The organism is Methanolobus zinderi (assembly GCF_013388255.1).
GTDB lineage: Archaea > Halobacteriota > Methanosarcinia > Methanosarcinales > Methanosarcinaceae > Methanolobus > Methanolobus zinderi.
Window position 1 is genome coordinate 1,746,423 of sequence record NZ_CP058215.1, and the last position, 20,025, is coordinate 1,766,447.

17 protein-coding genes and 2 tRNA genes are annotated in these 20,025 nt (G+C 44.6%); 9 read left to right on the plus strand and 10 right to left on the minus strand.

Going from position 1 to position 20,025, the window contains the following annotated elements:
* Positions 1 to 163: 163 nt before the first annotated feature.
* The gene (locus HWN40_RS08580; protein WP_176965348.1) at positions 164 to 2,161 is read left to right on the plus strand and encodes a hypothetical protein; all 1,998 of its coding nucleotides are present in this window, start codon (positions 164 to 166) and stop codon (positions 2,159 to 2,161) included.
* 300 nt (positions 2,162 to 2,461) lie between these two features.
* On the opposite strand, the gene ilvD is transcribed toward HWN40_RS08580, so the two are convergent.
* Entirely contained in the window at positions 2,462 to 4,123 is a 1,662-nt protein-coding gene (ilvD, locus tag HWN40_RS08585; RefSeq protein WP_176965349.1) for a dihydroxy-acid dehydratase, read from the minus strand.
* A 505-nt stretch (positions 4,124 to 4,628) separates the two neighbouring features.
* On the opposite strand from ilvD, the gene HWN40_RS08590 reads away from it, so the two are divergent.
* Positions 4,629 to 6,338: a radical SAM protein gene (locus HWN40_RS08590; RefSeq protein ID WP_176965350.1), complete on the plus strand. Its 1,710-nt coding sequence runs from the start codon at positions 4,629 to 4,631 to the stop codon at positions 6,336 to 6,338.
* A 7-nt stretch (positions 6,339 to 6,345) separates the two neighbouring features.
* On the opposite strand, the gene HWN40_RS08595 is transcribed toward HWN40_RS08590, so the two are convergent.
* From HWN40_RS08595 to HWN40_RS08610, 4 genes are read right to left on the minus strand one after another with little or no spacing between them, the layout of a single operon-like run.
* The gene (locus HWN40_RS08595; RefSeq protein ID WP_176965351.1) at positions 6,346 to 7,374 is read right to left on the minus strand and encodes a lysylphosphatidylglycerol synthase transmembrane domain-containing protein; all 1,029 of its coding nucleotides are present in this window, start codon (positions 7,372 to 7,374) and stop codon (positions 6,346 to 6,348) included.
* 28 nt (positions 7,375 to 7,402) lie between these two features.
* Positions 7,403 to 8,563 carry a nucleotidyltransferase family protein gene (locus HWN40_RS08600; RefSeq protein ID WP_176965352.1) on the minus strand — a complete coding sequence of 387 codons (1,161 nt, stop codon included), beginning with the start codon at positions 8,561 to 8,563 and terminating at the stop codon, positions 7,403 to 7,405.
* Positions 8,564 to 8,618: 55 nt separating this feature from the next.
* The gene (locus HWN40_RS08605; protein WP_176965353.1) at positions 8,619 to 9,008 is read right to left on the minus strand and encodes an OB-fold nucleic acid binding domain-containing protein; all 390 of its coding nucleotides are present in this window, start codon (positions 9,006 to 9,008) and stop codon (positions 8,619 to 8,621) included.
* A 16-nt stretch (positions 9,009 to 9,024) separates the two neighbouring features.
* Entirely contained in the window at positions 9,025 to 9,597 is a 573-nt protein-coding gene (locus HWN40_RS08610) for an FKBP-type peptidyl-prolyl cis-trans isomerase (RefSeq protein WP_176965354.1), read from the minus strand.
* A 277-nt stretch (positions 9,598 to 9,874) separates the two neighbouring features.
* Here HWN40_RS08610 and HWN40_RS08615 point away from each other — a divergent pair, with 277 nt between their 5' ends.
* The gene (locus tag HWN40_RS08615; RefSeq protein ID WP_176965355.1) at positions 9,875 to 12,196 is read left to right on the plus strand and encodes a sensor histidine kinase; all 2,322 of its coding nucleotides are present in this window, start codon (positions 9,875 to 9,877) and stop codon (positions 12,194 to 12,196) included.
* Positions 12,197 to 12,226: 30 nt separating this feature from the next.
* Here the strand turns inward: HWN40_RS08615 and HWN40_RS08620 are convergent.
* Positions 12,227 to 12,301 (minus strand) — tRNA-Ala (locus tag HWN40_RS08620).
* A gap of 190 nt (positions 12,302 to 12,491) precedes the next feature.
* On the opposite strand from HWN40_RS08620, the gene HWN40_RS08625 reads away from it, so the two are divergent.
* Positions 12,492 to 12,568 (plus strand) — tRNA-Ile (locus HWN40_RS08625).
* A gap of 122 nt (positions 12,569 to 12,690) precedes the next feature.
* Here HWN40_RS08625 and HWN40_RS08630 read toward each other — a convergent pair.
* Positions 12,691 to 13,128 (minus strand): membrane-binding protein, encoded by a 438-nt coding sequence (locus HWN40_RS08630; RefSeq protein WP_176965356.1) that lies wholly within the window; start codon positions 13,126 to 13,128, stop codon positions 12,691 to 12,693.
* Between the two features lie 395 nt (positions 13,129 to 13,523).
* On the opposite strand from HWN40_RS08630, the gene mreA reads away from it, so the two are divergent.
* The 3 genes from mreA (at position 13,524) to HWN40_RS08645 (ending at position 15,529) form a co-directional block, all read left to right on the plus strand.
* Positions 13,524 to 13,898, plus strand: a complete 375-nt coding sequence (gene mreA, locus HWN40_RS08635; RefSeq protein WP_176965357.1) for an MreA family transcriptional regulator — start codon at positions 13,524 to 13,526, stop codon at positions 13,896 to 13,898.
* 143 nt (positions 13,899 to 14,041) lie between these two features.
* On the plus strand, positions 14,042 to 15,283 hold the full coding sequence (locus HWN40_RS08640) for a 3-isopropylmalate dehydratase large subunit (RefSeq protein ID WP_176965358.1): 1,242 nt from the start codon (positions 14,042 to 14,044) through the stop codon (positions 15,281 to 15,283).
* Between the two features lie 39 nt (positions 15,284 to 15,322).
* Positions 15,323 to 15,529, plus strand: coding sequence for a DUF8180 domain-containing protein (locus tag HWN40_RS08645; protein WP_176965359.1), 207 nt, complete (start codon positions 15,323 to 15,325; stop codon positions 15,527 to 15,529).
* 104 nt (positions 15,530 to 15,633) lie between these two features.
* On the opposite strand, the gene hmgA is transcribed toward HWN40_RS08645, so the two are convergent.
* Positions 15,634 to 16,878 (minus strand): hydroxymethylglutaryl-CoA reductase (NADPH), encoded by a 1,245-nt coding sequence (hmgA, locus tag HWN40_RS08650; RefSeq protein WP_176965360.1) that lies wholly within the window; start codon positions 16,876 to 16,878, stop codon positions 15,634 to 15,636.
* A gap of 317 nt (positions 16,879 to 17,195) precedes the next feature.
* Between hmgA and HWN40_RS08655 the strand changes: the two genes are divergently transcribed.
* Positions 17,196 to 17,924, plus strand: coding sequence for an RAD55 family ATPase (locus HWN40_RS08655; RefSeq protein WP_176965361.1), 729 nt, complete (start codon positions 17,196 to 17,198; stop codon positions 17,922 to 17,924).
* Between the two features lie 82 nt (positions 17,925 to 18,006).
* On the opposite strand, the gene HWN40_RS08660 is transcribed toward HWN40_RS08655, so the two are convergent.
* Complete coding sequence (locus HWN40_RS08660; protein WP_176965362.1) at positions 18,007 to 18,690, minus strand: DUF5591 domain-containing protein; 684 nt, start codon at positions 18,688 to 18,690, stop codon at positions 18,007 to 18,009.
* Between the two features lie 123 nt (positions 18,691 to 18,813).
* Between HWN40_RS08660 and HWN40_RS08665 the strand changes: the two genes are divergently transcribed.
* Positions 18,814 to 19,185, plus strand: a complete 372-nt coding sequence (locus HWN40_RS08665) for a helix-turn-helix domain-containing protein (protein ID WP_176965363.1) — start codon at positions 18,814 to 18,816, stop codon at positions 19,183 to 19,185.
* Between the two features lie 288 nt (positions 19,186 to 19,473).
* On the opposite strand, the gene HWN40_RS08670 is transcribed toward HWN40_RS08665, so the two are convergent.
* Positions 19,474 to 19,941, minus strand: coding sequence for an RDD family protein (locus HWN40_RS08670; protein ID WP_218165466.1), 468 nt, complete (start codon positions 19,939 to 19,941; stop codon positions 19,474 to 19,476).
* Positions 19,942 to 20,025 lie beyond the last annotated feature (84 nt).

Here is a 20,025-nt window from a genome sequence, read left to right on the forward strand (position 1 = left end):
TGAATATATTATAAAATATTCTTTTAAAACTGCATAATAAATGCCATATATCGAGGTTTTGGTCGGCCATCTTTTAAAATATATTTCCATTAATTATATATGTATGATGTATGCATACATAGGTATGTTCCTGAACATATTCAATACCCGGTGAGAGATTGCAATGAAACGCCTGACTATCAGCATGTCCGATGAGCTTTTCAGTAAACTGGAAAGTGTGGAGAACAAAAGCCTGTTCATACGAAAACTGATCGAAAGAGAACTCGATATGCTTGACAGCATAAGCGATATTGACAGTAATACACCATGGGAACGGGACATTGCATCTCTCAAAGGAAATATTGACGAGCTTTTTACAAGATTGTCAGACATGGAAGCGCAGTTAAACTCCAGTTTAATGCAGGACATCCCAAAACCTGAAACCATACCGGAAACAGATCTCAGCGGTGCCGGGGAACAGGCAGCAGTTTCAGGAAGAGATAATCAGGAACTTCAGGAAACACTTTCTACTGAACAGAGCAGTACACCGGCGACCCCATACATAATTAATGAAAATCAGGAACCTGAACTCCCCATAACAGAGGAGCCGGAGATTTCTGAAAAGGTCCAGGAAGATGCAAAACCATTTTTAACACATGCTGAAGTTCCCGCAGATGCACAAGCAGAGAACTGGACCCAGCCTTTGGCAGATAACACGGAACTTACACCTGCTGTTGAAACCATTCCTGAAAAAAATACACCTGACATAGCGACCATTAATCAACAAACACCGGAACCGGAATCTCCGGCAATCCAGAATCAGCAACAAGAGCCAATATTCAAATTACCGGAGCTTGAAACAGATACTGAAAACCATGAGGACAGTGGATTTAAGCTCCCCGATATGGGGCCAGACATTGAAACCCAGCAGGAAAATACTTTTAAAACTCCCGAGTTTGAGGAAACAGAGGAATCTCATCATAATACAGGAACACAAATACCAGACCTGAAACCACAGAAAGAAGCGTTGCAGGAAAATACTTTCTCAGTGCCGGACGTGGGGCCGCGGCAGGAGGAACAGCAGAAATGGACGATGCCGGACCTTAAACCATCACCGGATGCTCAACAGATTGCCGAAACTGCTAAAATGCCAGATCCTGAACCACCTGTTGAAACCCATCAGGAACCAGGATTTGTAATGCCTGAATTAAAACCCCCTGCAGAGAATAAGCAGAATCAGGAAACAGTAGTTCCGGAAATTGATACAAGTAAAGCTCAACAGGAACCTGCATTTTCAATGCCGGAACTCAAAGCTCCGATGGAGGAGAAATCTGACCAGGGCATGGCGATGCCGGATTTAAAACCTCCGACAGAACCACAGTCAGAGCCTCCATTCACCATGCCTGATCTGAAAACACCGGGAACCGATCAACAGGAGCCACCATTCCAGATACCTGACCTGAAACCTCCTGCAGAAGTGACCGGAAATGAAGCAGCGGGCATGCCTGGCATGGAACCACCTTTTGAGAATACAGGTGAAGAATCATTTGCAATGCCTGATCTCAGCTCTCCTGAACCGGACGCACAGACACCTCCATTCATGTCTGAAACAAAACCGCCCTTTGAGAACAATGATCAGGGATTTGCAATACCTGATCTGAAACCACCGGAAGGAATGGAAGAAGCTACAAGTCCCGGCATACCTGACCTGCAACAGACAGCTGCGCCACCATTCGAGACAATGCAACAGGGACAGCCCGAGGAAAAGCAACCCCTGTTCAAAATACACAATATAGACTCGGACCAGCCAGATGATGAGCAGCCACCATTTGTGGCACCTGCTTTCCCGGAATCACAGCCACAGGAGAATGCACAGCTTCCACCATTTGAAAATCCCGGCCAGGATATTAATCCACCGGCAGCTCAGCCACCAACACAGCCGGTCAACGAAAAACCACCGGCACCACCCACCGGAAATAGCAGTTTAAAGCCTGACAAGCTGGGAAGCAATATCCTGATGTACATGCCACATGGTGCAAAGGTCAAGAAGGATATCATTAAGAGCCTGATATCAAAGCAGTTCACGGAGAATGAAATAGAAGCAAAGTTATCAGAAATGATCTCAGCCGGTGTGCTGAAGCTTTCTGAGGAGAATGGAAATAGCTACCTGATACGTCCATGAATTAAAAGGTTAGATGATCAGGAGATTTTTCAGAGGGTGCGGGTGTTGCGGAACACCTGATGCAGACATTTCTGGAGAGATCATAGCATCTTTCACAAACCAGTCTGCCACACAACATACATGTATTCATTTTTGACGCTCTGCCGCATATAGAGCAAAGACCTGTCCGTTCCATACATAATTCTTGTAAGCTTTAAGTTTCAAATAGTTAATGCACCAGGAAATAAGCCAAAGAGCAGGATAAAAAAAGAGAAGTAACAAAGGGATAAGGCCATCTGAAACCATATCCCAAAGATAGACTTATTCTATAATTGCACCCTTGCTTGCGGAGCTGACAAACCTTCTGTATCTTGCAAGATAGCCTCTGACAGGCTTTTCAAGCGGTACGAATGAAGCCCTGCGCTTTTCGAGTTCTTCTTCGGATACCTTCAGGTCAAGTTTTCTGGCAGGTATATCTATATCGATAATATCCCCTTCTTCTACAAGACCGATGGGTCCGCCTTCCTGCGCCTCGGGAGATATGTGTCCGATACACGGACCCCTTGTACCGCCGGAGAACCTGCCGTCGGTGACAAGAGCAACGGAGTCGATCAGACCCATTCCTGCAATTGCAGAGGTGGGTGAAAGCATCTCACGCATGCCCGGACCACCTTTGGGACCTTCATAACGGATGACCACAACATCCCCGGCAACTACCTTGCCGTCAAGGATTGCACGCATTGCGTCCTCCTCACTGTTGAATACACGAGCAGGACCGCTGTGCTTGAGCATTTTTGCATCAACAGCCGCCTGTTTGACAACTGATCCGTCGGGTGCAAGACTGCCCTTGAGTATGGCAATTCCGCCCTGTTCATGGATCGGGGCATCAACAGTCTTTATGACCTCTGCATTGAGTTTAGGGTTAATGATCACAAGTTCGTCAAGATTCTCGGCAACTGTCTTACCATTGACATTTATCTGGTCGAGGTTAAGACTGTCCTTAAGTTGCTCCATTATAGCCGGGATACCTCCTGATCTTTCGAAATCGAGCATATAATGGGTACCGCCCGGTTTCAGGGAGATGATGTGAGGAGTGTTCCTGCTGAGCCTGTCAAAGGCGTCAAGGGTCAGCTCCAGGCCAAAGGCGTGTGCAACCGCAGGCAGGTGAAGGGTCGTGTTGGTACTGCCACCTATTGCCATATCAACCATGATGGCATTCTCGAATGACTTCAGTGTGACAACCTTACGTGGATTGAGGCCTTCATGCACCATTGAAACTATGCGTTCACCTGAATGCTTTGCAATCCGCATCTTCTTGGCATCCACTGCATGGGCCGTGGCACATCCGGGAAGACTCAGACCCAGAGCTTCGGTCATGCAGGCCATGGTATTTGCAGTATACATCCCTGCACATGAACCCGCACCGGTACATGAGCAATCTTCAAGGATCTTCAGTTTATCTGCGGAAACCTTTTCTGCCTGGCATTCACCTACTCCTTCAAAGACTGAGATCAGGTCACGATACTCGTCATCCACATAGCCGGGTACCATGGGACCTCCTGTGACAACCACTGTTGGGATGTCAAGGTTTCCTGCAGCCATAAGGTGCCCCGGTGTGATCTTATCACATGCTGTGATCATTACCATCCCGTCAAGCTGATGGCCCTGCAGGACAAGTTCTATGGAATCTTCAATGGCCTCGCGGCTCGGAAGAGAATATTTCATACCCTCATGACCCATTGCTATACCGTCACAGATACCAATAGTATGGAACTCAAAAGGAACACCTCCGGCACTGCGTATGCCGGCCTTTACCGACTCTGCGATCTTATCAAGATGAATGTGGCCGGGAATTAGCTCATTCCATGAGTTTACGACTGCTATGAACGGTTTTTCCATTTCAGAATCTGTCAATCCGGTTGCTTTCAAAAGTGAACGGTTCGGTGCCCGTTCGAATCCTTTTTTGGTCTTGTCACTTCTCATTGAAGAACCTCTTTACTTTGTGCCTAATTCTACTACTAGTAATAGAAAAGGGAATATATAATAAGTGTGTGCGGTTCCGCACGCATACTCTGCATACATGTAGGAAAGCCTCACATCATACTGGGTATTACAATTCACACATACTGTATGTACATCTCATACACGTATTAACCGATAAATGGAGTAAGAATATATCATATTTTGTACGATTTGGCGGAAAACTTCCTTTTAGTGATTATCTTTGCCTCAAGAATACATTTGTAGTCACAAAGAACAAATATCTGATCGACCAAGAGGACCAGGTACAAAGCAAACAGGAATAAGTATATGGCTTATCCAATAGCAAGAAAGGGCATGAAACGCCGTCTGGAAGGCAAGCCAATTTAATCAGATATTCCCTGACCGGCAATCTTCCAGATAAACAAATAATGCAGCATATACTGTATATTGAGATGTATACAATAAATTAGCCGTTTCTGAATATAGATAAAACTAAGAATACAACATGATGAATGAACACGCCATAATCGTTGACGGATACGTGGATGAGCCCGCATGTTTCGGAGTTCCGCCATATATCTCACCCTACATAAGATACATTGCAGGAGCACTCAGAGAAAGTGGATTCTCCGAAGATAATATACACTACTCTACCATTGACTCGATCCGCGAATCACCATCCAGTGTAGCCGGGCTGATAGAAAAAGCGAAAATCGTAATTGTTGTTTCCGGAATGACAGTTCCCGGAAAATACCTCCGGTCAACACCCATAAGCCCCGGCGAGATAGACAGTATATTCAGTGCAGCTTCTGGTATCAAAATACTGGGAGGACCCATACGCCTCGGGTTCAGCAAGGAAGGTGGAAAGACTGCAAATGCAATCGGAATCCGGGATGAAGATGTCCTGATATCCCGGGCAGATATTGAGGCTTTTGTATACGACATACTGGAGAACAACAAAGCCGGCACAGATCGCAAGTCTGATCACAGATACAGGTCCGTTGAAGAGATAGGGCGCTGGGGTCAAATGGGAGCATTCATCATAAGAAAACATCCGGACTACCCCGAAGTGATGTGCGAGATTGAGACATACAGAGGATGCGGGCGTAAAACGCACTGTTCTTTCTGTACCGAGCCATTCTACGGAAGTTCCGATTACAGGCCGGTCAAAGATGTTGTCTCGGAGGTGTCTGCTCTTTATGAGAGCGGAGCAAGATATTTCAGGATAGGCAGACAGCCAGACCTACTGAGTTTCCACGCAAAGGATACGGGTGGCGACATACCCATACCACAACCGGATATTATTTCAGAACTCTACAAAGGCATACGTACGGCAGCACCGGATCTGAAGGTACTTCATATGGATAATGCCAACCCGGCGACCATAGCAGCATATCCTGACGAGTGCAGGGAGATATTCAATACCATAACAAAGTACCATACACCAGGAGATGTTGCAGCACTTGGAATGGAAAGTGCTGACCCGGATGTTATCAGAGCCAACGACCTCAAGGCCATGCCAGAAGAGGTTTTTCAGGCAATAGAGATCATTAATGGTGTCGGGAGAAAAAGAGGTTCTAATGGCCTGCCGGAATTGCTTCCCGGGATCAATTTCGTACATGGTCTGAAGGGAGAGACAAAAAAGACCTTTGAACTAAATTATGATTTTCTAAAAAGTGTACTCGATGCAGACCTGCTTGTCAGAAGAATAAATATCCGACAGGTCATGGCATTTCCCGGAACCCGGATGTATGGCCAGGACGAGCTTGTTGCAAAGAACAAGAAACTGTTCCTGAAATACAAGGAAAGGATAAGAAAGGACATTGACCTTCCCATGCTCAGGAAACTCGTGCCACAGGGTACTGTTCTGAAGGATGTGCTCTGCGAGGTCAATGATAAAAATATCTGCTTCGGCCGACAGATGGGATCCTATCCCTTGCTTGTGGGAATTCCCGCAAACATGTCTCTGGGTAAGTTCATCGACATAACTGTAACAGGACATGGTCAGCGTTCGATCACGGGAATACCCTACCCATTGTACATAAATGAAGCACCGGTTCAGTTAATACGGGAATTACCCGGTATCGGGAAAAAGCAGGCAGTAAAGATACTCAGTAAGGTACCTTTTGCTGACAAAAAGGATTTCATGGATAAAATTGAGAACGCAGAGCAATTGATTGATTATCTGCAGATAGAACCTGCAGACCAGACATGATACAAGACTACCTGAGATATTTTTTCATGAACTCGGTGTCCTTGAGTATCCTGAAACTGACAAAGCTGCCCACGATCAAATTCATGTAGAACGTCAGTGCCCTCCAGGCAACAACTGTGATTCCCAGCAGGGAAGAGCTCACAAATACGGAGAAGATGGTTGTAGCACCGAATTCTGCCATACCGCTTGCTCCCGGAGTCGCAGGGATTGCCATAAGCACCATTACCAGTACCTGGGAAGCAAAGACGACCAGTACATCCGGATACTGGTTCAGGCCCAGGAGAATGACATATAGCAGAGAGAATTCGACCAGCCAGAACATGAGTGTGTAGAATACACCGATAAGAAGACCCTTCCTGTCCTCTTTTACAAAAAAGGCAACACTATTGTGGAAGTTCTCAAGCTCCGAGTCCACCCTGTCAAGTATGCTTTCCAGCTTTGCATCTGTCCTTGTACCAACAACAGGAGCTATTTTCCTGACTACCAGGTGAGCAAGCTTTTTTGTCTGTTCCGGGCGCCATATGGCATACAGTGACAGGAAAAGTATCCCTAGCAGGAATATCTCTGCCAGTGACACCAGAACATCAAAAGTGGGATTATCCAGTATCCTGCTGAACACATACATTGAAAACGGAGCAAGGGACAGTATGAATATACCATCCAGTACCCTCTCACCGATGACAACCGCAGATGCCTTTCCAAGGGGTACCCTGTCAAGGTGCAGAAGATGTATCCTGACAGGCTCTCCTCCAAGAGAAGAAGGTGTTATTGAGGCTGCAAAACTACCGGAGGTGACAATCTCCACAGACCTCAGGACTCCGATCCTGTGACCAAGTGACTGACAGAGAGCCCTGATCCGCATACCCCATACAAGATAGGAGAGGCCATGAAGAAGGATACCGGCAAGGATGAACTCCGGCCTGATACTCAGTAGCGCATCGATGGTGCCGGCATCAAAGGTGACTAGTACGACTATGAGCCCTGAAACAAGACTTATGAGCAAGGATATGAATAACCATTTTTTCACCTTGTTCATAAAAACCCGACCTATGAGGAAAAAAGAATCAAACGTAGGATTCGTTTAGAATATCCTCTTTAACGCTCGTGCCTTCCTCTACTTTGATCTCAGGCCATATGCGTATATCGGAATGGATCGTTGAGTTCCTGCCTATTACAGCAGCAGGTCCGATCACGGTACCATTCTCAAGACTACAATTGTCACTGATCTTTGCTCCGTTATCGATTATCGAACCGGAAACATTGCAGTTGCTTCCAATGGTGACATCATTGAAAATATAGGATGAAAGTATCCTTGAATCATTCTCGATTACACAGTTGGAACCGATCGTTGTGTACGGACCTATAAGCACATTGTCCCCGATGACCGTATTTTCACCTATTACGATGGGACCGACAATAGCTGAGTTGGAACCCACGGAAACATTGTGCCCCAGCTGAAGCGGCCCTGTGATACGTGAATCCTTTGCGCTGAACTGACCGGCAATAGTGGTACCAGGAAGTTCCTCAAGCATCCAGCGCTGTGCCTGCCTGTAAGCAGCGGCATTTCCCACATCCGTCCATTTACCACGTGCAAGAAGGCCGTTTATTTTCATGTCCCTGCTGAGCATATCCGGGAACAGATCCTTGGCAAAATCATATTTAGTGTCCGCAGGTATCATGTCGAATATCGAAGGATCACATACATATATACCCGTACTTGCAAGATTGCTGAATATCTCACCAGAGCCGGGCTTTTCAAGGAAACGGTGTATCCTGTTATTCACATCCATATCGGCAATACCGAATTCCCGGGGGTCGTCTATCGAAAGAAGACCGATTGTAACAAGGGAATCTGTGATTTCGTGGAATCTGTACATTTCCCTGAGGTTCAGATTGAGCACATGGTCTCCTCCGAGAACCATAAAAGGCTCATCCCTGAGATACTTTTCCGCATTCTTTACTCCGCCTGCGGTACCTAGTTTCTCATCCTCATAAACATAATCGATATGCACACCGAAGATACGACCGTCCCCAAGCTCCTCTTCGATCTTGTCAGCCATATATCCAAGGGTTATCACAATATCGTTGAATCCTTCCTTGGAAAGGTGTTCTATCAGATGCACAACCGATGATTTATTCAATATAGGGATACTGGGCTTTGGTCTTGCGAATGTTAAAGGACGCAGCCTTGTGCCCTCCCCTCCACACATAATACAGGCTTTCATGCTTGTTTATGACGCACTGTTCGTTTAAATCTTTAGCGATTAATTGATTTTGTTATCAAGTAGCTGCGGAAACAACAGTGATATCATTTTCATCCCGGATAACAATCTCGATCTCACCATTGTATTCATCAACAACACCTGACAGACTTACCGTATCATCTTCATTTATCCTTGATCCCGCGTTCATGGCACCATTATCAGAAGGTATGAAGACACTTACGATATCAGACCCAGAATCCACGGTAAGTAAAAGATGATCACCGGTATAGGTAAAGCGTTTGGACACTACGGTTCCTTCAAGCATGACCTTATCACCGATCTGAGAAGAACTTGAAAACTCCGCAGTATCCGGAACATTTTCAGAAAAGAAAAATACATAGGCAATGGAAAGTGAAAGAAAGACCATTATCAGAAGAATTACCACGACCTTTTCTTCCCTTTCCATATCAATCCCTGCTTTTTCAGGCAATACTACTACTGTTTCCTTCGGCGTCCCCTATAGACACAAGTTCTATTGTGAATACCAATGTCTCACCGGCCAGCTGGTGATTGCAGTCAAGTGTTACATTCTCTTCAGAGACCTCGACAATTGTACAGGGGCGACCCTGGATAGCAATGGATTCACCTGCCACAGGAGTTATATTTGCACTTTCAAACTGCTCCATTGGAACATCGAAAACCAGCTCAGAACTGTATTCTCCATAAGCCTCTTCAGGAGGGATCTCCACGGTCTTTTCTTCTCCCACGGACATGCCGATAACAGCCTCATCGAATCCGGGTATCATCTGACCGGAACCTACTACAAATCCCAGAGGTTCATAGCTACGGCCAGGGTTATAAATACCTTCATCCTGTGCCACCTGTTCAATGGAAGTATCAAAGACCGTGCCGTCCTCAAGTTCACCTACATAATTGACAGTGACAAAGTCACCCGACTCTACAACCGCGCTGCTACCCGTATCTCCACCGTCCGGCGAAGTACAACCGCTTGCAAGAACTGAAATAAGTAAAAGCAATAATAATGTTCGTTTCATAGACTCACCCGTATTTATATTGAAGGAACCGCCTTATTGGCATATCCCCTGAAGGTAAAGTTTTCTAGTATGAGCTGCAACTTTGATCTGAAGGTATAAAAGTCTGTTCAAAAGTTTCCTGAAGAATTTTAACAAAAAATTTAAACTATGGACTCAATAGACAATATTGAGGATATACACGGATATTGGGTACAGGCAAATTATCCATTCAATTGCTTTTATACAGGTTTATTTTTTGCTGTATGGAACATTATCTCTAATCGCAGGGATGAAACCAATGCTTGGAAAAAGAATTTTCCAGACTTTGAGCAAGATAGTCGTAGCTTACGCCGGCATGGCATTGATCTCAGTTTCACATTCACCTTCTTTTGATCCATCAGGGAACCGGGAGATTAAAAATGGAGATATAAACAAAGAAACAGAGAGAAAAAAGAAGATACAGGAAACCCTTTCCAGAATAGCTTCGATCTTTGCATATCCGGATGATATCGATGAAGCCATTAATGAAGCGCTCAGGGAAACAGGCCGGTTGTGTAATGCAAGCAGAAGTTATCTTTTCCTTTTTCATGAAAAACAGGCCACAATGGATAATACGCATGAATGGTGCGCTGTGGGTGTAAAACCCCAGAAGGAAAAACTCCGGAACCTTTCCATAGATATGTTTCCCTGGTGGCTCAGCAATCTGAAGAAAGGAGAGATGATCCACATAAAAGATCTTGCATCCCTTCCGACAGAGGCATCCGCAGAGAAAAAGATCATGGAAGAGCAGGATATAAAGTCAGTTCTGTCATTGCCTGTTTTCATAGACGGAGAGCTGAAGGGGTTTATCGGGTTTGATAATGTCAGTGAGACCGGGGAATGGAAACCTGAAGACATAGACAGCCTGTTCACTTTGAGCACTCTCATGACCATGGCCCTGAAGAATAATCGGATGCAAGCGGAAATAGAGCAGCGGGCAAACCACCTCAAAAAGATCCTTGACCTCTCATCAGTACCCATTCTGATCGCATCCGAAGACGGGACAAGCAAATACCTGAACAGGAGATTCACTGGTACCTTTAAATATGAACTTACAGACATACCGGACCTTGAACACTTTTTCAGATTAACGATACCGGACACCAGATTAAGAAAAGTTGCCATCAATGAATGCAAAACCAAAATGGAAGACCCATTACCGGGTACGAATCCAGTAGAATGGGAGATCCTATGTAAAGATGGAAGTACCCGGATAGTCAACATAAACCACACCATTGTAGATAGGGATAGTATTTTCATTTTTATCGATCTGACCGAAAGAAAAAGATCAGAAGAAATGCTGCACCTTAATGAATCAAGGCTTGAAGCACTTCTTGACCTTAACAGGAAAAAAGACCTTTCTGTAAAAGAAATAGCGGATTTTGCTCTTGAAAAAGGTGTACATCTAACAAGTAGTAAGGTAGGGTATATTGCATTCCTGGACAGGGACAGAAGCACACTTACTATAGATTCTTGGTCAAGTGAAGTTGGCAAAAAGTGTAAAACTGCAGAACGCCCCAGGGTATTCCAGCTGAGTAATACAGGTCTCTGGGGAGAGGTGGCAAGGCAGGAAAAGCCAATTGTTCTCAATGAGTACGATTCTCCGTCTCCTATGAAGAAAGGATATCCCCCAGGACACATAAAACTGGAACGCACTCTTAACGTACCCATATTCGATGGAAAGAAACTGGTTGGTGTTGCAGGTGTTGCCAACAAGGACAACGATTACGATCAATCGGACATACACCAGCTCATGCTACTGATGGAAGGGATGTGGGAAATAATTGAGCACATAAAAGCAGATGAGAAACTCAGAAGTTACACAGAGGAACTTACAAAACTCAATGTTGAATTGCAGCAGCTAAATAGTGAAATGAAATATGTGGAAGAGATAAAGAGGAATTTCCTTGCAAACGTAAGCCACGAGCTAAGAACCCCGCTTATGCCGATCGTGGGATACAGCGGATTGTTGTCCGAGGAATATTTCGGGAAGCTGAATGGCAGGCAGAAAGAAATACTCAGCATTGTGATCAAGAACGGTGAACACCTGAAACGTCTTATAGACTCCTTACTTTACCTGAGCTCCCTGCAGACAAAGGAGTTCAATTACGAGCGTGACTTCCTGCAACTAACAGATGTGATAAATAAGGCAATATCCATCACATCCATGGAGAACAGCGATTCACAGAAGAAAATCGTATTCGAGCCAGGCGAAACACTCCCTTTGATATATGCCGATAAAGACTACATCAGCGAGCTTTTCATACATTTGCTTAACAATGCATACAAATTCACATACAACGGTGGAACAATAAGCATAACCGCAGAGTCTGATAACAAGCATGTCAGCATAAGCATTGCAGACGACGGTGTGGGCATCAGCGAAGAAAAACTTGAAAAGATCTTTGATGTGTTCTATCAGGGAGATGGTTCAAAAACACGCAAATTCAGCGGAACAGGGATAGGTCTCCACATGTGTAAGAAAATATGTGAGGACCACGGAGGAGACATCAGAATCGAAAGTAAAGAGAATTCAGGTACGACAGTTCACCTGAGATTTCCGATTTACACGGAAGAATAAGATTCAATAATAGATTCACTTGCAAAAGAATGGTGGACTGGTCGGGAATTGAACCCGAGGCCTCTACCATGCCAAGGTAGCGATCTTCCCCTGATCTACCAGCCCAGTATCAGTATTTTAGCACATAAAACCATTATCTCAAATAAAGCTGTCGCTATAGAATAATACCCGTGCAGCAACGTCCAAAATAATATTATAATTGATCATGCATGCAAGCGAAATGTTAAAGTATCTGTATGCGTATTTGGAGTGTCGCGTGATGAATAGCATCATCGACTGACATTATAATCGCATTGGGCCCGTAGCTTAGCTAGGTGGAGCGCACGGCTGATAACCGTGAGGTCCTGAGTTCGAATCTCAGCGGGCCCACCACAAGAACTTTTTTTCAAATTCAACATTAAGATAGTTGATAGTTATTTCTGTATTCAATAATAGAAACAAAATAAAAGAAGATAAAGAGAGTTTTTTGATTAAAACGATATTTCGATCTGCTTTTATTGACCCGTTGTTATCGTATTGACATTGCCCTCCTCATCAACCATGGTCATGGTTCCGTCCTTCATGCTCATCTCACTTACGAGATTCTCATTCTCATCAAAGTACTTCCAGCTAAAGATCTCACCATCTTCCGACCACATGTACTCTATCCTGGCAATCTCATCTTCCGGATTGTTGGAATTGAACTCTGCCTGGCACATTTCCACACCGTCAACCATCTCTTTTCCTGTAACTACCATGGAAACCTGCTCACCTGTATTTGGATTTGAAGAGGTCCATGAACTGCCTACAGGGCACCAGTCATCCCCGTTAGTGGACGTTACTTCAATTTCCTCTCCTTCTTCGGTTTCATAGGTCGTAGTCTCACTGTCACTACAGCCGGAGGCAGCCACAGCTATAAACAATACCAGAACTATCAGCATTTTTAGTTTCATAATAACCCTCATTTAATATTTTTATTATTGGGATTTAAGGGTAGCGATATTAGTTGACTGGCGTTACAGGGAGATTTTTGTCTCAAATGAGAAAAAAGCAAGCATTGAACAAGAAACAAAATATTTCTGTTCTTTAGCTGATAGGTCGAGTGTAACGTTAGCATTGAACGCTATACAATCAATCATATATTCTGAAAAATACATGTTCCGGCCTCACTATTGTATTATAATACGGATTAATATATAATAAATACTTATAATAGTTGAAGAGTTGTGCTGTCCAGGACACACCACCTTCATCCGCCAGATCAACGCTGAATTGTGAAACATTAGCAGCGTATTCTGATAATTAATTCCACTATAATCGTTTACCTTCAAATCCATTTGGTGATATTATGAGAGAGAAAAAGCCCCACAATATGAGCGAAAAGGAGTATGAGATTGTCGAACTGCTCAGGAAACTCGAAATAAACAGGCCTGTTGCACTGACACTTGCATCCCTGTCAAGTGGGGATGAGATAACATCAAGGGAAATCGAATATATTTCAAACCTGAGACAACCCGAAGTAAGTATCGCTATGAGATATCTCAAAGAGAACGACTGGGTTAACATACGCGAAGAGAAAAAGACCGAAGGAAAAGGCAGGCCTGTCAAGTTATACCGACTGACAACCCCTCTTGAAGAGATTGTGCAGACCATTGAGCAAAAAGTGATACTTGAGAGCAGATCTGTGCTTGAGAACATCGAAAAGCTCAAAAGGCTTGCCTGAATCTGTCGGATATCACCGATCATATTGTGGACTTCGGCCTCAATTTCTCTATTTTTTACCGGATAGCAGCCATTCTAATCGAAGATTTTATAACTGGCTATCTAGTCTTGCATATCTATAACACTAGAAACGGAGATATTTTTTTGAGTACTATAAGTGAAAAGATCTTTAGCCGCGCGGCGGGAAAAGAAGTCAAAGCAAATGACTTTGTTATAGCGGATGTGGACTACGCCATGGCCCACGACGGGACCAGCGTACTTGCCGTGCGATCTTTCAAGGAAATGGAGATAGACAAGGTATGGAATCCGGAAAGGATCGTTATTCCATTCGACCATCTCACTCCTGCCAATACTGATACAACCGCTGCCCTGCAGGCAGATATCCGGGGATGGATAAAAGAGCAGAATATCAAGAACTTCTTTGATGTCGGGGAAGGCATATGCCATCAACTGATGCCTGAAAAAGGATTTGCCCTGCCGGGAAAACTTGTTGTGGGAGCCGATTCGCATACCTGTACCTATGGCGCTTTCGGAGCATTCGGAACCGGCGTGGGAGCAACCGATATGTCAGAGATATTCGCCAGCGGAAAACTCTGGTTCAGGGTTCCTGAAAGCATAAGGATCACTGCCGAAGGAAAACTTGACAAAAATGTCTCTGCCAAGGACCTTACGCTGAAGATCATCGGGACACTTGGTGTTGCCGGTGCTACCTACAAAGCTGCTGAGTTCTATGGAAACACGATCGAAGACCTTTCCATGGCCGGCAGGATGACATTGTGTAATATGGCAATTGAGATGGGTGCCAAGACTGGCATCGTACCACCTGATAAAACCACTTTTGATTACCTCAAAGAACGTGCTGTGGAAGAATACGAACCTTTGTACGCAGACGAAGATGCATCCTATGCAGAGGAATACCATTTCGATGCCGGGGAGCTGGAGCCCCAGGTTGCCTGTCCCCATAATGTAGATAATGTTCACAATATCTCTGACATTCCTGCAACCAGAATAGATCAGGCCTTTATCGGAACATGCACAAACGGCAGACTTGAGGATCTCGAAGCTGCTGCTGACATTCTCAGAGGAGAGAAAGTCGCGGTCAGAACCATAGTTGTACCCGCATCAAGGGAAGTTTTGATCGAGGCCGTAAGAAAAGGTGTTATCGAAACGCTTCTTGAGGCAGGCGCAATTATCGGATCTCCCGGATGCGGACCCTGTCTTGGAGGACATATGGGAGTTATAGGAAAGGGCGAGGTATGCATATCAACCGCCAACCGTAACTTCAAGGGCAGAATGGGAACCGGAGGATACATCTATCTTGCATCTCCGGCAACTGCCGCAGCTTCTGCGATCACAGGCGAGATAACCAGCCCGGCAGATATTTAGAGATTCAGCATCTACTTTGATTAGAGATCAGGTGAGTACATGACGACAGAAATTGACAGGGATAAGCTGACACATCTGCTTGAACACTGGATAGAGCATAACCACAGTCACAGCAAGAGCTTCAAGGAATGGGCTGAAAAAGTGAAGGAAGCAGGTTATGACGAACTTGCGGAAGACATCCTGCTTGCAGAAAAGAAAATGGATGAGTGTTCCGCGGTTCTGGAGAAAGCCAGGGAAAAGTTGTGATCCGAAAACTATACCCGCTTTTCTCTACTCTTTTATTTCAATTTCATACCATACAGGCAAGAACTTAAAAATATGAACCTGCCTGTACTGATTCAAACAGACTCCTAACGACCCAGCTCGGCATGTGCCCTGGCAAGGTGTCCTGCGGCCTGCGCACCTACCAGTGAAATCTCACCAGCCAGCACTGCAGTTGCGACTATTTCTGCAAACTTCTTTGAATTGCTTCCTGGCGGGTTACCCGAACCTTTTACACCAAGCATATTGAGGCAGTCTGTCTGCGGACCAAGCCCCGTACCTCCACCCACAGTACCCACAGGTAAGGCGGGCAGGGTTACGGAACAGTAGAGATCCCCATATTTTGTTATTTCCATTGTCGTGATGGCAGTACTGCCTTCAACCACATGGGCTGCGTCCTGTCCGCATGCGATGAACATTGCAGCTATGATATTTGCCGCATGTGCATTATAACCAAGTGAGCCGGCACGTGCGGAGCCAAGGAGGTTCTTTCTGTAGTTTACCTCGACCATTGTATCAGGATCACATTTTAGCCGGTCTTTGACAAGTTCTGCAGGAATGATAACATCTGCGGCAACGGTCTTTCCCCTACCTAGTATGGTGTTTACTGCAGCAGGTTTCTTATCTATGCACATATTACCGGAAAGGGATACCGGTATGGCACCGAACTCATCCTCGATCAGTGTTGTCAGAGTATCTGTGGCGATAGTCACCATGTTCATTCCCATGGCATCCTTGGTATCATATGAAAAGCGCAGATAGACAGTATTTCCCGTTACATAGGGTTCCACATCAATGAGTTCTCCAAACCTTGTGGTCTCGGATGCCTTTTCCTTCATCTGTTCCAGTATACCGGGCTGTTTTATCCATTCTGCGAATTCCTTTGCCTTTACCACATCATCAAGTTTGAAAACAGGAGCCCTGGTCATCTGATCCTGGAATATACGTACGCTTGCACCATCGGATTTTCTGATAACCGAGCATCCACGATTCACACTGGCAACCAGTGCACCCTCGGTGGTTGCCAGCGGAAGATAGTAGGAACCCTCTGCAAACTCACCCTTTACATTCACAGGTCCGGCGACGCCAAGCGGTATCTGCACCACACCTATCATATTTTCGATATTGCGTTTTGTTACCTCTTCCACATTCAATGAATGATCCTGTATATGTTCAAAGGATGTTTCAGAAGCTGCCTCCACAGCATTTCGCCTGATCTTTATAGCAGTTTCTTTATCTGTCATCGAATCCAGCCGGTGAAAGGATACCTCTCCCCTGATCACTTTATCCAGCAGCTCTTTCTCATCACTGTTCAATTCATCTGTAAATGTCATATTGATCTCCAAAAAGCAAATCGAAACTAGTAGTTAAATATAATGGCTCGCAGCACATGCCCTTTTCGGTTGAATACCTAATGCTCAAAGGATATATTCCTGATTGTTGACAAAACATTTTTACTACTCATTATAAATAAATACATGCGTTTTTATATTAGAATGGCATAATAAACTATGCTCAAGTAATTGAGGGATAGACAAAAAGGTTACCACAAAACTTAAGGCAATTACGAGTAGCCTTTTATGCAGCCAATACAGTTATTAAATTTGGGAACGAAATCAATATCTACTGAATTTTTCATTAGGTGGTATATGTGTCAGATGCAGACTTACCAGAGAGAATAGGGACGGGAATACCTGGGCTGGATGAAATGCTTCGCGGAGGTTTCTTTGCGGGCACTGCGAACGTAGTTTCCGGAGACTCCGGTACAGGTAAGACAATCTTCGGAACACAGTTCATCGTCGAGGGAGCAAAGAACGGCGAGAATGTCATGTGTATCATTACTTCCGAGGAATCAAAATCAATTGTAAGGGAAATGAAGACATCTTTTAACTGGGACCTTGAGGAATATGTTAACGACGGAAAACTCACCTTTGTGGATATCACAGACCCCAGCCTGCGTCTTCAGAAAAGTGTGGAAATTGCGCCATCAGAGTTAATTAAAAGTTTCAAGAAACTTGTTGAAAGCAAGATCGAAGAAGAAAAGCCCACAAGGGTATTTATCGATTCCATTGAAGCGCTCTTTCTGGCCATTGAATCCAATTACAAGCTGAGAACACTCATAGACGATGTATTCAGCGTGTTCCGCAAGCATGATGTCACATCGGTTATTACGGTGGGCTCCATGTATGATCTTGACGAGATGGTAGAATACGGAGCTGATTCCGTTATCAAACTAGGACGCATAATCTCCGGAAACAATCTCCAGCGCTCGATCTATGTTATGAAGATGAGAGGTTCCGGAACTATCAATGAGGTCCGCGTGCTTAACATCTCAGACAACGGTATGTCCGTACTCGCACAATCGCCATACCTCGAATAAGTGGCACAAAGCCACCTTATTTCTCTTTTTATTGAAATCATTCAAAAATCAGTTTTGAGCTAAAACTGCAGAACCCATAATATTATAATCTGAACCAGTCATTATCTTCAGTATCCTTTTCATCAGAAAATTCAATCCCCTGCACAGTGGAACCTGTGACAGCAGCAATTGCATCTGCAAAATCCCTGAGATAGCTTTTCTGGTTCAGGCTGCCATAGATAAATTTCTTGTCAAGCTGTAGGTTTTGCTGTATGGTTTCTTCCTTTGGGACAATTGTCACCTGAACATCGGTTATTTCAAGGGCTTTTACCATTGCCTTCCTGAAATCACCTATGCAATATGCTATGCGATGTTTGTATTTATTGCGCGTTTTTTCCAGATAGCTTGCAAGACGTTCACTTTCCATCTTTAAAAAATCACGCTTAACGGCTGCAACATTGCATTTTCCCATTATGAACTTATAATCCATGAAAGGATATTTCGTATCCAGCTCCCGGGGAGTTATGCCACAGGTCCCGAAGACAACAATATGGACATCTTCTGGATCCAGAAGACTGAATATGACTTTATCGAATATCTTATGAGAAGGACTCTCATGATATGGCTTTTTTTTTGAGCAGGGAACAAATATACAGACGTCCCTCTCCGGGGCCTCGTATTCATCGAGTACCCACTCATTGGCACGTATCATATCAGGATGATAGATCAGCTCATCCGTGTCCAGTGGCTTTTCTGATCGTTCGTTCTCGGGTATTATAGGGGTCAAGGGAGTGAAGTATCCCGGCAAACTATATATATAATTGACGCAGACAATATACGGTTTTGCATAAACCATACAAGGGCGCAGGATCAGCCCTTTTTAAGAAATATTTTCGAGAGAGGACAGAGAATGGCAAGTTCAATCCCTGAGATGTTAAGAGCAGATTGTAAATGCGAAGATATGGCTAAATGCGTACTTGGCCTGAAAGAACTTGACATAAGTACTTACAAGAAACTTCTTGAAAACGGCCCAATGACGGCAGAACAGCTCGGAGATCTTCTGGAAAGGGAACGCAGCACAGCCTACCGTTCTTTACAGAATCTCATCTCGGCAGGCCTCGTTTACAGAGAGACAAGATCCATAGATATCGGCGGTTATTACTACGAATATGTGGCAATCAAACCAGCCAGGGTCAAAGAGATGATAAGGAAGACCGTTGACGAATGGTACCGGAAAATGGGCGATCTCATTGAGAACTTCGACAAAGAACTGGTTAAGTGAAATATTTCCTGCTCTGCAGAGATCCTGCTGAAGACAGCCAGCAAACTAATAACAGCATGACCATCCGTCACATGCGGCACGACTCGCCGCTGATGCACAGAAGAATGCTGGATTTATTCCAGCAGTAGACTTCAAACATCAGGGTAGACACATAATGAAGACCGGCAAAAACTATTCTGAAATACGGTCTGCGAACCATTTTCATTCGTGTTGACAGGGAACGCCGGCTTCGCCGGACCCTCCGGGATGATTTGAGTTATTCACAATTCCAGACGGCCTGTATAAGAACTACCGGTCATTGACAACAAGTGTGCCTGCGATTATATCGTGCAGACCCTGCTTTTTTTCAGTGAAGCCTATCATCAGATAACCCAGATAGAAAATCATTCCCGAGAGTATCTTTGCGAAGTATCTGACCATTGCTCTCCAGAAAGAGATGCGCTTTCCTTCCATGTCAGTGACTTTTATATCCAGCAACTGTTTACCGAATGTCGCCTGGTATGACGAGCTTTCCATGATCGCAAAGTAGAGCCAGCGGATCAGCAGAAAGATTGCCATGATAAAGAATACCATTGTGGAAAAGAATGCAGGAAAGAAGCCTTCACGAGCGAATACTCCCACAACACTTCCGGTAATGCCTCCGAAAATCGCACCCAGGAAAACTGCAATGATTCCGCCTATCAAAGCAACGATCACAGCATCGAATATCGCGGCAACAAATCTTTTCCAGAAACCGGCATAGCCCGGATCTTTCACCAGAGAAGCTCCGCAATTGCGACATTCTTCAAGATATTCGGGATTATATTCACCACAGTTCGGACAGTACGTACTTACTCACCA

Bases quoted from the DNA above. Each gene is read 5' to 3' on its own strand.
- HWN40_RS08580 (WP_176965348.1), top strand. From the start codon at position 164: ATGAAACGCCTGACTATCAGCATGTCCGATGAGCTTTTCAGTAAACTG.
- ilvD (WP_176965349.1), bottom strand. From the start codon at position 4,123: ATGAGAAGTGACAAGACCAAAAAAGGATTCGAACGGGCACCGAACCGT.
- HWN40_RS08590 (WP_176965350.1), top strand. From the start codon at position 4,629: ATGATGAATGAACACGCCATAATCGTTGACGGATACGTGGATGAGCCC.
- HWN40_RS08595 (WP_176965351.1), bottom strand. From the start codon at position 7,374: ATGAACAAGGTGAAAAAATGGTTATTCATATCCTTGCTCATAAGTCTT.
- HWN40_RS08600 (WP_176965352.1), bottom strand. From the start codon at position 8,563: ATGAAAGCCTGTATTATGTGTGGAGGGGAGGGCACAAGGCTGCGTCCT.
- HWN40_RS08605 (WP_176965353.1), bottom strand. From the start codon at position 9,008: ATGGAAAGGGAAGAAAAGGTCGTGGTAATTCTTCTGATAATGGTCTTT.
- HWN40_RS08610 (WP_176965354.1), bottom strand. From the start codon at position 9,597: ATGAAACGAACATTATTATTGCTTTTACTTATTTCAGTTCTTGCAAGC.
- HWN40_RS08615 (WP_176965355.1), top strand. From the start codon at position 9,875: ATGCTTGGAAAAAGAATTTTCCAGACTTTGAGCAAGATAGTCGTAGCT.
- HWN40_RS08630 (WP_176965356.1), bottom strand. From the start codon at position 13,128: ATGAAACTAAAAATGCTGATAGTTCTGGTATTGTTTATAGCTGTGGCT.
- mreA (WP_176965357.1), top strand. From the start codon at position 13,524: ATGAGAGAGAAAAAGCCCCACAATATGAGCGAAAAGGAGTATGAGATT.
- HWN40_RS08645 (WP_176965359.1), top strand. From the start codon at position 15,323: ATGACGACAGAAATTGACAGGGATAAGCTGACACATCTGCTTGAACAC.
- hmgA (WP_176965360.1), bottom strand. From the start codon at position 16,878: ATGACATTTACAGATGAATTGAACAGTGATGAGAAAGAGCTGCTGGAT.
- HWN40_RS08665 (WP_176965363.1), top strand. From the start codon at position 18,814: ATGGCAAGTTCAATCCCTGAGATGTTAAGAGCAGATTGTAAATGCGAA.